General features: G+C 40.5%; 5 protein-coding genes. 3 read left to right on the forward strand and 2 right to left on the reverse strand.

The features are described from left to right. The coding region (locus ACEW80_RS03195; RefSeq protein WP_373525209.1) for a filamentous hemagglutinin N-terminal domain-containing protein at nucleotides 1-2,559 on the reverse strand (2,559 nt) is incomplete at its 3' end. Between the two features lie 71 nt (nucleotides 2,560-2,630). Beyond that, nucleotides 2,631-3,245, reverse strand: coding sequence for a PAP/fibrillin family protein (locus tag ACEW80_RS03200; protein ID WP_373525210.1), 615 nt, complete (start codon nucleotides 3,243-3,245; stop codon nucleotides 2,631-2,633). A gap of 427 nt (nucleotides 3,246-3,672) precedes the next feature. Here ACEW80_RS03200 and ACEW80_RS03205 point away from each other — a divergent pair, with 427 nt between their 5' ends. From ACEW80_RS03205 to ACEW80_RS03215, 3 genes are all read left to right on the forward strand, one after another. Further along, nucleotides 3,673-5,445 (forward strand): ShlB/FhaC/HecB family hemolysin secretion/activation protein, encoded by a 1,773-nt coding sequence (locus ACEW80_RS03205; protein ID WP_373525211.1) that lies wholly within the window; start codon nucleotides 3,673-3,675, stop codon nucleotides 5,443-5,445. A 210-nt stretch (nucleotides 5,446-5,655) separates the two neighbouring features. After that, entirely contained in the window at nucleotides 5,656-6,543 is an 888-nt protein-coding gene (locus tag ACEW80_RS03210; protein WP_373525212.1) for a hypothetical protein, read from the forward strand. Between the two features lie 441 nt (nucleotides 6,544-6,984). Next, nucleotides 6,985-7,701, forward strand: a 717-nt coding sequence (locus ACEW80_RS03215) for an AIPR family protein (protein WP_373525213.1), incomplete at its 3' end; no start/stop codon positions are given.

Consider the following 7,701-nt stretch of genomic DNA (forward strand, 5'->3'; position numbering starts at 1 on the left):
CGCAGTTTGGGCTTCTACAATTGGTTTTACTTCCTGAATTGGCGGTTTTAGTTTCTCTGAGTTATCACTTGCTTGAACTGAAATAGACTCATCCTGCCATCCATTATTGTTGGATAGTTGGTCTTGAAGAGTACGTGGTGGACTACCAGTTCCAATGATCACAAAACTACTTGCCGCTATGCCTGAACTTCCTTGGCAAACTGATACAATTTCTGGAGTCTCTGAAATTCCTTCTAGCTGTACTTTATTGAAATTAAAATCAGTGAACCGAGCGTCAACTTGAATTGTGCCATCAATTCCTAACTGTGAACTCGCTTCCAATCGGCTATTGGGTGACAAGAAAAACGCTATAGCATCTATATCGATATTTCCGCCTCGTCCCTTAAAAGCGTTAGCTGTAATACTGCTGTTTCCTGCAAGAACTAGGATATTTGCTTTGACATTGACGTTGCCACCATTACCATCTGTGCCTTGTTGACCAGCAGTTGTGGAGATAATTCCGTTGTCTAGGAAAACATTATTTGAGTTGATATCAATATCCCCTCCCTGACCAACTGCGGTTGTTGCAACAATGCCTCCGTTGTTTATGATGTTAATCGTATTGGCATTGATATTCACTGTTCCTGCATTGCCAGAGCCATCATTTCTGACGTTAATTAATGCACCATCTGCAATATTTAAATTATTAGTATTGATTATTACATCTCCTGAATCACCTTTAGGTATTGCAGGCAATCGGTATAGATTTTGAAAGTTTTCATCAAGAATAATAACTGATGAATTTATGAGACTAGGGTACGTAGAACCAGTGGCTGTACCTCTTATATCTATAGAATCAGAAGCATTAATGATAAGGCTTTCAGCTTTCCCGGTTGAGCGAGTGGAAGTGTTAATTATTGCACCATCCCTAACTGCTAGTTTTTTTGTATTAACTGTTAATTTACCACTATTACCACTGCTATAAGTTGCAGTAACCAAAGAGCTTGGAGTAAAGAAATTTGGTACTATTCCAACAAGTTCTACAGAGTTATTAGAATTTATAATTACATTTCCTCCATTACCTTTTCCAAAAGTTAAAGACCCGATAATTCCTCCCTCGTTCGCCGTTAAATTTCCTGTAGAAAGGACTAGGTTTCCCCCGTTTCCAGATCCAGAAGCTCTAGTGAGAATAGTACTAGAAAGTGGTAAAGCTCCTTGTAAGTAACCAACCACTTGAGTAGACTCAAGAATATTTACTGTTAGGTCACCTCCTCTACTAGATCCAAAAGTAGAAGTTAAGATTTCCCCTCCATTTTGTATAATCAAATTTTTTGTTGATACTGCGAGATTACCGCCATTTCCAAAGCTAAAAGCTCCAGTGATAATATTACTGGGTAATTGAGAAGCAGAAGAAGATCCTCCAGATACGTTAATGGATTCGGAAGCGTTCACACTAAGATCACCTCCCCGACCAATACCGTAAGTTCTAGTACCTATTGCTGCCCCGTACTGAAGAATTAAATTTTTAGTTGAAATTTCAATTGTTCCTCCATCTCCTACTAAAGTTTCATTAATAAAGCTAGTAGGAATTACTCCATCTAGAGAAGTTCCTGTGAGTCTTAAGTATTCAGAGGCGTTTACCTTAATGCCGCCTGATAATTCATTGCCTTGGTTTTGAACTAAAAATATTGAGCCACTTGCCAGTTCCACATCAGCACCTTGTGCTTGAATAAAACCACTACTGGAGCCACTGACATCTGCTATTGACTGTTTAGATAGTTGAATATTTCTAAAGCTAAATGCATCTTCATAGCTTAAAGTCCAACCTTTAGAAGCCGTATTAATGCGTACTATTCCCTGCTCAACACTACCTAACTCAATCTGCCCTCCATTCGCTTCAAGCTTTCCTCCCTCTAAAGCTATGTCACCACCCACTAAAGCTAAAGTCTTCCCTGGTTTTACACGCAAGCCATTTGAGCTAACGTTTCTGATAAATGGTGAAAATGGATTGTTGAGAGTCAGATTATGTCCTGTACCTTGCACTTGAATTGCACCTGGATTACCATCAAATTCTAGTCCAAGAGGTACGCTCACAGTTAATAATGGTCTAATTTGTGGAGTTTTTGCACTAAATTGACTGCCATCAGCAAAGTTGAGCCTGTTAGCAGTACTAGCTAAGAATGAGCCACCGATATCTATGCTGGCATTAGTCCCAAAAATAATCCCCTTAGGATTAATTAGAAACAGGTTAGCGTTGCCGTTAGCTCGGAGTAATCCATCAATATTAGAGATGGACGAACCAGTTACTCTACTAATAATGTTTTGAACATTCAAGGCATTATTAAAGTAAGCAGTACTACCTCTAGGTATAGAAAATTGCTCGAAGCTGTGGAATAGGTTGATTCCTGTCTGCGTTCCTCCAACAATATTGCTAGTATTACCCTGTGGCGTAACTATAGAATTGACAGGCAAGGTGTTATCTGGGATAATCTGCGCCATCGCTGATGAGGAGAAAAGCACACAAAATATGGAAGTTATATGCTGACAAAAAACAAGATAAATATTTGATTTTTCTTTCATACAAACTTTAAAATATGCTTTTAATTAATTTCAGTAGACAGAATTTATTTGATGAGATTAAGTTGAAAGTGTCACTCACGACGAAATACAAATAAATTATCAGATGCACCTCGTCCTACCCGTATTTCTTGGTCTAAGTAAGAAGTTACCCAGAAAGCTTCTTTTTGCAGGAATTCTAATACTGGTATTTTCAACTCAGGAAAATTCCAAGTAGACAGCCCAAAGGGTTTTGTTGCTTGTATGGAAAACGAGTTAAAGTACACTGTGGAAGTTTTCTTGTTTGTACCCCACTTCCAATGTCCATTGGCTTGTAACCGCCACTCACCTAAAAAAGATAATTCAAGATCAGCGCTATTAGAGGCAGAGATTTTTCTAGTGCTGTCCGCAACTAATGTTTGCCAGACACGTTTTATTTTAATTCCTCCCCATAAATCTGGAATTGATGCTATCTGACGTGTGACTACCGTTCCGCGAGAGGCGTACACTAATTGCCAGCTACCGAATAGAAGAGGAAGATAGTCAGATTGGAGTGGGTGCGGTGTTGGAGTGATGTCCTCCAGTTGCCGCACAATTTTATCAATAAACTCATTAGAGGCTGGAAATAAGCTTTGTTGTAGCCCTAATTTCTCTATGTGTTGAAAAAGCTCAACTTTTAAAGTATATCTCGTTACTTCATCTGATACCATATCTTGCTCCATTTTTATACAGTTTTCTCCGTGTCAGTTAAAGCGATTTTAATAAGCAAATTAAATTGCTTTGATGTCCGCTACCTAAATCTTGAATAGTTCCAGTTGAATTATCCCTAAATGCTAGACCTGTAGGAAAGCTATTTGTTGTTATTACGGAGTTCATTATGTTATGTCACTAAGCAACCTCCAGGAATTATACCAGCCTAGAAAAATAAAAATATAGAGCAGAAGGAAAATAGTATTTTTTATTATCAAAATTTGAAACTTGCTAATCCCATACCAGAAGTTATCAACTATTCGCATATTATCAGTTCATATAGCTGTTACTAAGCTGTTGCCAAATGATTTTCAACAGTTTATAAAAACTTGATTCCAGCCTGTTCCTGTACAATTTCAAAGGTTCTGCCAATATTCCACCTACATTATGAGTGATAAATCTCATCAAAAGGTTGCATTTTCCTGGTTAAATCTGAGTCTATTAGTGTTACTCAGCAGTACAATTTCCAAACCTCTCTACGCCCAGCTTGTAGATATTGCACAACAACCAAACCTGCCGCCGCCGCAAGATGTGCAACCACCCTTGCCTTACCCACTGCCCTCACCACACCTACCACAACCCCTGACCCCACCAAGTGAACTGTTAGAACCGTCCTCCCCAGATTCCCCACCATCAAAACCTTTCCCTAGCCAGATTCCTGAAACTTTTACTGTAAAACGGTTTGAAGTTGTTGGCAGCACAGTTTTTAGTCCCCAAGAGTTAGCCCAAACCCTTGCTGAATTCACCAATCGACCGATATCAATCGTTGAACTATATCAAGCCCGCGCCAAAATCACTGATCTATACGTCAATAATGGTTACATTACTTCTGGTGCTTACATTCCACCTCAAAAAATTCAGTCCGGTGTTGCCAAAATTGAGGTAGTCGAAAGAAAATTGCAAAAAATTGAGGTAACTGGGACTCAAAGGCTTTCTCCTAATTATGTTCGCAGCCGTATAGAAGCAGCTATTAATGGCCCTCTCAATCAGAAGCGTCTGTTAGAGGCACTACAAGTTTTGCGACTTAATCCGTTGATTCAAGACCTGTCTGCGGAACTGAAACGCGGATCAGTCTCCGGTACAACTGTACTATATGTTCAAGTTGAGGAGGCAAAAACCTTCAGTACCCAAGTAGTGCTTGATAACGGACGCACTCCTGCGGTTGGGAGCTTTCAACGCCGAGTACAACTAAATGAAGCTAACTTACTTGGATTGGGAGATGGTCTAAGCGTAGGTTACAGTAATACAGATGGCAGTAACTTCTTTTACGGCAGCTATACATTGCCTCTTAATCCCAAAAACGGTACGCTTAGTTTCAACTATGGTACTTCCGAAAGTAATATCATCGAACGGCCATTCAACTCCTTAGATATCGAAGGAGCTTCCCGTTACTACGAACTGACATACCGCCAGCCCCTAATAGAAACTCCTACACAAGAATTCGCTGTAGGTTTGACAGCTTCGCGCCAGGAAAGTGAAACCTCTTATGTACCACTAGGAGAACGATTACCTTTTCCTTCGTTGGGTGCTGATGAATCAGGACGCACCAAATTGACTGCATTGCGGTTTTTTCAAGAATGGACTTCTCGCAGCCCTCGCCAAGTAGTAGCAGTGCGATCGCAATTCAACCTGGGGATCAGTACATTGAACGCCACAATCAATCAAGAAGCTCCCGATAGCCGTTTTTTCTCATGGCTTGCACAAGCACAGTGGGCGCGGCTTTTAGCTCCTGAAACTATATTTTTGTTCCGCCTGAATACGCAATTGTCATCGGCTTCACTTCTACCTTTCGAGCAGTTTGGACTAGGTGGAATTGATAGTATCCGTGGCTATCGCCAAGATATTCTGCTAGATGACAACGGCGCTTTTGTTTCAGCCGAAGTTCGAGTCCCAGTACTTCGGACATCTGGAAGGAATGGTGTGTTGCAAGTTATACCCTTTGTAGATTTTGGTGTTGCTTGGAATAATTCGAGTCGAGACAATTCTAATACCAACAGTCCGAATACTTTAGCTTCCGTTGGTCTTGGCTTACGTTGGTCACAAGGCGAACGCTTCACTGCACGTCTGGACTGGGGCATTCCTTTGATAGCAGTTGATCAGCCAGATAGAACATGGCAGGAAAACGGGATTTATTTCTCGGTGATTTATAATCCTTTTTAAGAGTATTGACATCTTTGGCTTGTAGTGCATCTGATAACAACAACGTTTATCCAGATAGTCCCGCAATTGAAGGCGCTGGATTGTGATGTAGTTTTAAGAATCACTGTAATACCGTGATCAGCTTCAATTTGAGGTGTGATTAAAATGGGTTGTAAATACAGATAAAATATTATTGATCACCTCAAACCAATTTCAAATAAACCAAATTGAATGACTCGATTTGTACATGACGAATTCGCCAAAGATTACCTTGAAGAATTGTTAAAACCTTACGGGGAAGTAAAGTCATCATCAAAAATCTCAGGAGAGATCAAAGAAATTGATGTATTATTTACTCCTTCAGCACAGCAAACCTCTAATTTAGAAGTGCTAGGGCTACTGGGAAGATTTGCCGAATTTCCGGCAATATTAGAACCATTTCGGAATGCCGCTTCAGGGGATGAAATTTGTGATTGTATTCAAAAATTACTAGAAGTAAAAGCTCTCTTGCGACGAGATGCGAAAGCGAATAAAACCAGACTCAATGAGTCAGATATTCCGAAACTATGGGTTCTTAGTCCAACTGCATCCCCAGCACTACTATCGAGCTTTAATGTTAATCAGAAATCGGAGTGGTTGCCAGGAGTATACTTTTTAGGTGATGCTCTACGGACAGCAATTGTAGCCATACATCAACTACCACAAACACCAGAAACGTTGTGGTTAAGAATTCTTGGCAGAGGAAATGTGCAGTCACAAGCGATTGTGGAATTATCGGCGTTACCATTGAATCATCCATACAAGCAAGCGACGCTAGAGTTAGTTTATAACTTGCGTGAGAATTTGAGAATCAACCAAAATTTAGAATCAGATGATCGGGAGTTGATTATGCGATTAGAACCACTTTATCAGCAAGACCGCGAAAGAGCAAAACTTGAAGGGAAACAAGAAGGGAAACGTCTTGTAGTCGAAAACTTATTACAAGTTCGTTTTGGTTCATTAGATAAAGAACTTCAAGCAATTATTGAACCAGTATTAGCATTACTCCCTGAAGAATTTACTCCATTGCTCATGCAATTGTCACGGGAGGAATTGATTGCTAGATTTGGAAGACATTGAAGAATTTTTCCGGTTAGATCCAGAACTAAAGTTTTGATACATCTTTGAGCAAGCTTGAACTGCCTTATCTTGAAAAGGAATTGTACATTCAGAACGCTCACCTGACCCTGACCGTTACAAAGAAACTACTATTCATGGCATTCAAACCTGGGTCGCCCTGCCTGTCGAACACGAAGAAACCGATCCAAGGTTCATTCACTATCCTGCTGAAACTCTTCCCACTTGGGAAGAGAATGGCGTTGTCATCAAACTTATTGCTGGACAAGTACTTGGCTATACCTCACCAGAAGTGATGACAAAAGCTAATCCTTTTTCATAGGCGTGTCGAAGGGACTTTGTTGCATGAATAAGAACTTTTGAGTCATCCTAGCCAGAGATTGAACAAGAGGACTTTACAACAGCATTGACATATAATAATTTACTTCCATCAAGAAACAAACTATGCCCAAGACTTGGAACATAAAAATAGATAACTATTTTCAAGCCAACCCCAATTGCATCATCGCCACGGCTCATGTAGACAGCTTCCCAACAGACCTGCCTCTAGAACCGAACATCAGGGAACCAAACCGCAAAAGCGCTACCTACAGACAAGTCTTTGACTCACTGACTACTCAACCCGAAAAATTCTTCTCTCGTCACAGTGGAATCGTTCTGTCAGCCAATAAAGTTAAACCAAGCAAAACCTCACTCGAACTAGAAATTTTAGAAGCTAACGAGGGGGGTAGTGATGGGATTATCAACGGAGGGCATACGGTTTTAGGATTTGAGCAAGCGAAAAACTATAAATACGACCTAACCCAAGCCAGAGTAAAAGTTACCATCCACATTGGACTTGATGAAGAAGCAGCCAAAGACATAGCCCTGGCTTCAAATACCACAACGCCAGTAGATTCGCGTTCCAAAGTCAACGCCAGAGGTGATTACAAATTTCTCAAGCAGTATTTAGCGAATTTAGAAAATACAGAAGAGAGAAAATTTCGCATCGCCTATTACCAAAATCAAAGCGGCGCTCCTAGAAACGCCCAGTGTAATGTGAACCATTTGCTGAAGCTACTCAACTGCCTCGATAGAAATAGATACAACCCCGACGGCAATAAACGAGCCAAGCATCCAGCAGGTATGAGTATTCCCTCTAACATCACAGACACGGAAAGG

The sequence above is a fragment of the Nostoc sp. genome, from assembly GCF_041747015.1.
GTDB lineage: Bacteria > Cyanobacteriota > Cyanobacteriia > Cyanobacteriales > Nostocaceae > Nostoc.

Excerpts from the sequence above, each read along its gene's own strand:
- ACEW80_RS03200 (WP_373525210.1), bottom strand. The coding sequence starts at position 3,245 with ATGGTATCAGATGAAGTAACGAGATATACTTTAAAAGTTGAGCTTTTT.
- ACEW80_RS03205 (WP_373525211.1), top strand. The coding sequence starts at position 3,673 with ATGAGTGATAAATCTCATCAAAAGGTTGCATTTTCCTGGTTAAATCTG.
- ACEW80_RS03210 (WP_373525212.1), top strand. The coding sequence starts at position 5,656 with ATGACTCGATTTGTACATGACGAATTCGCCAAAGATTACCTTGAAGAA.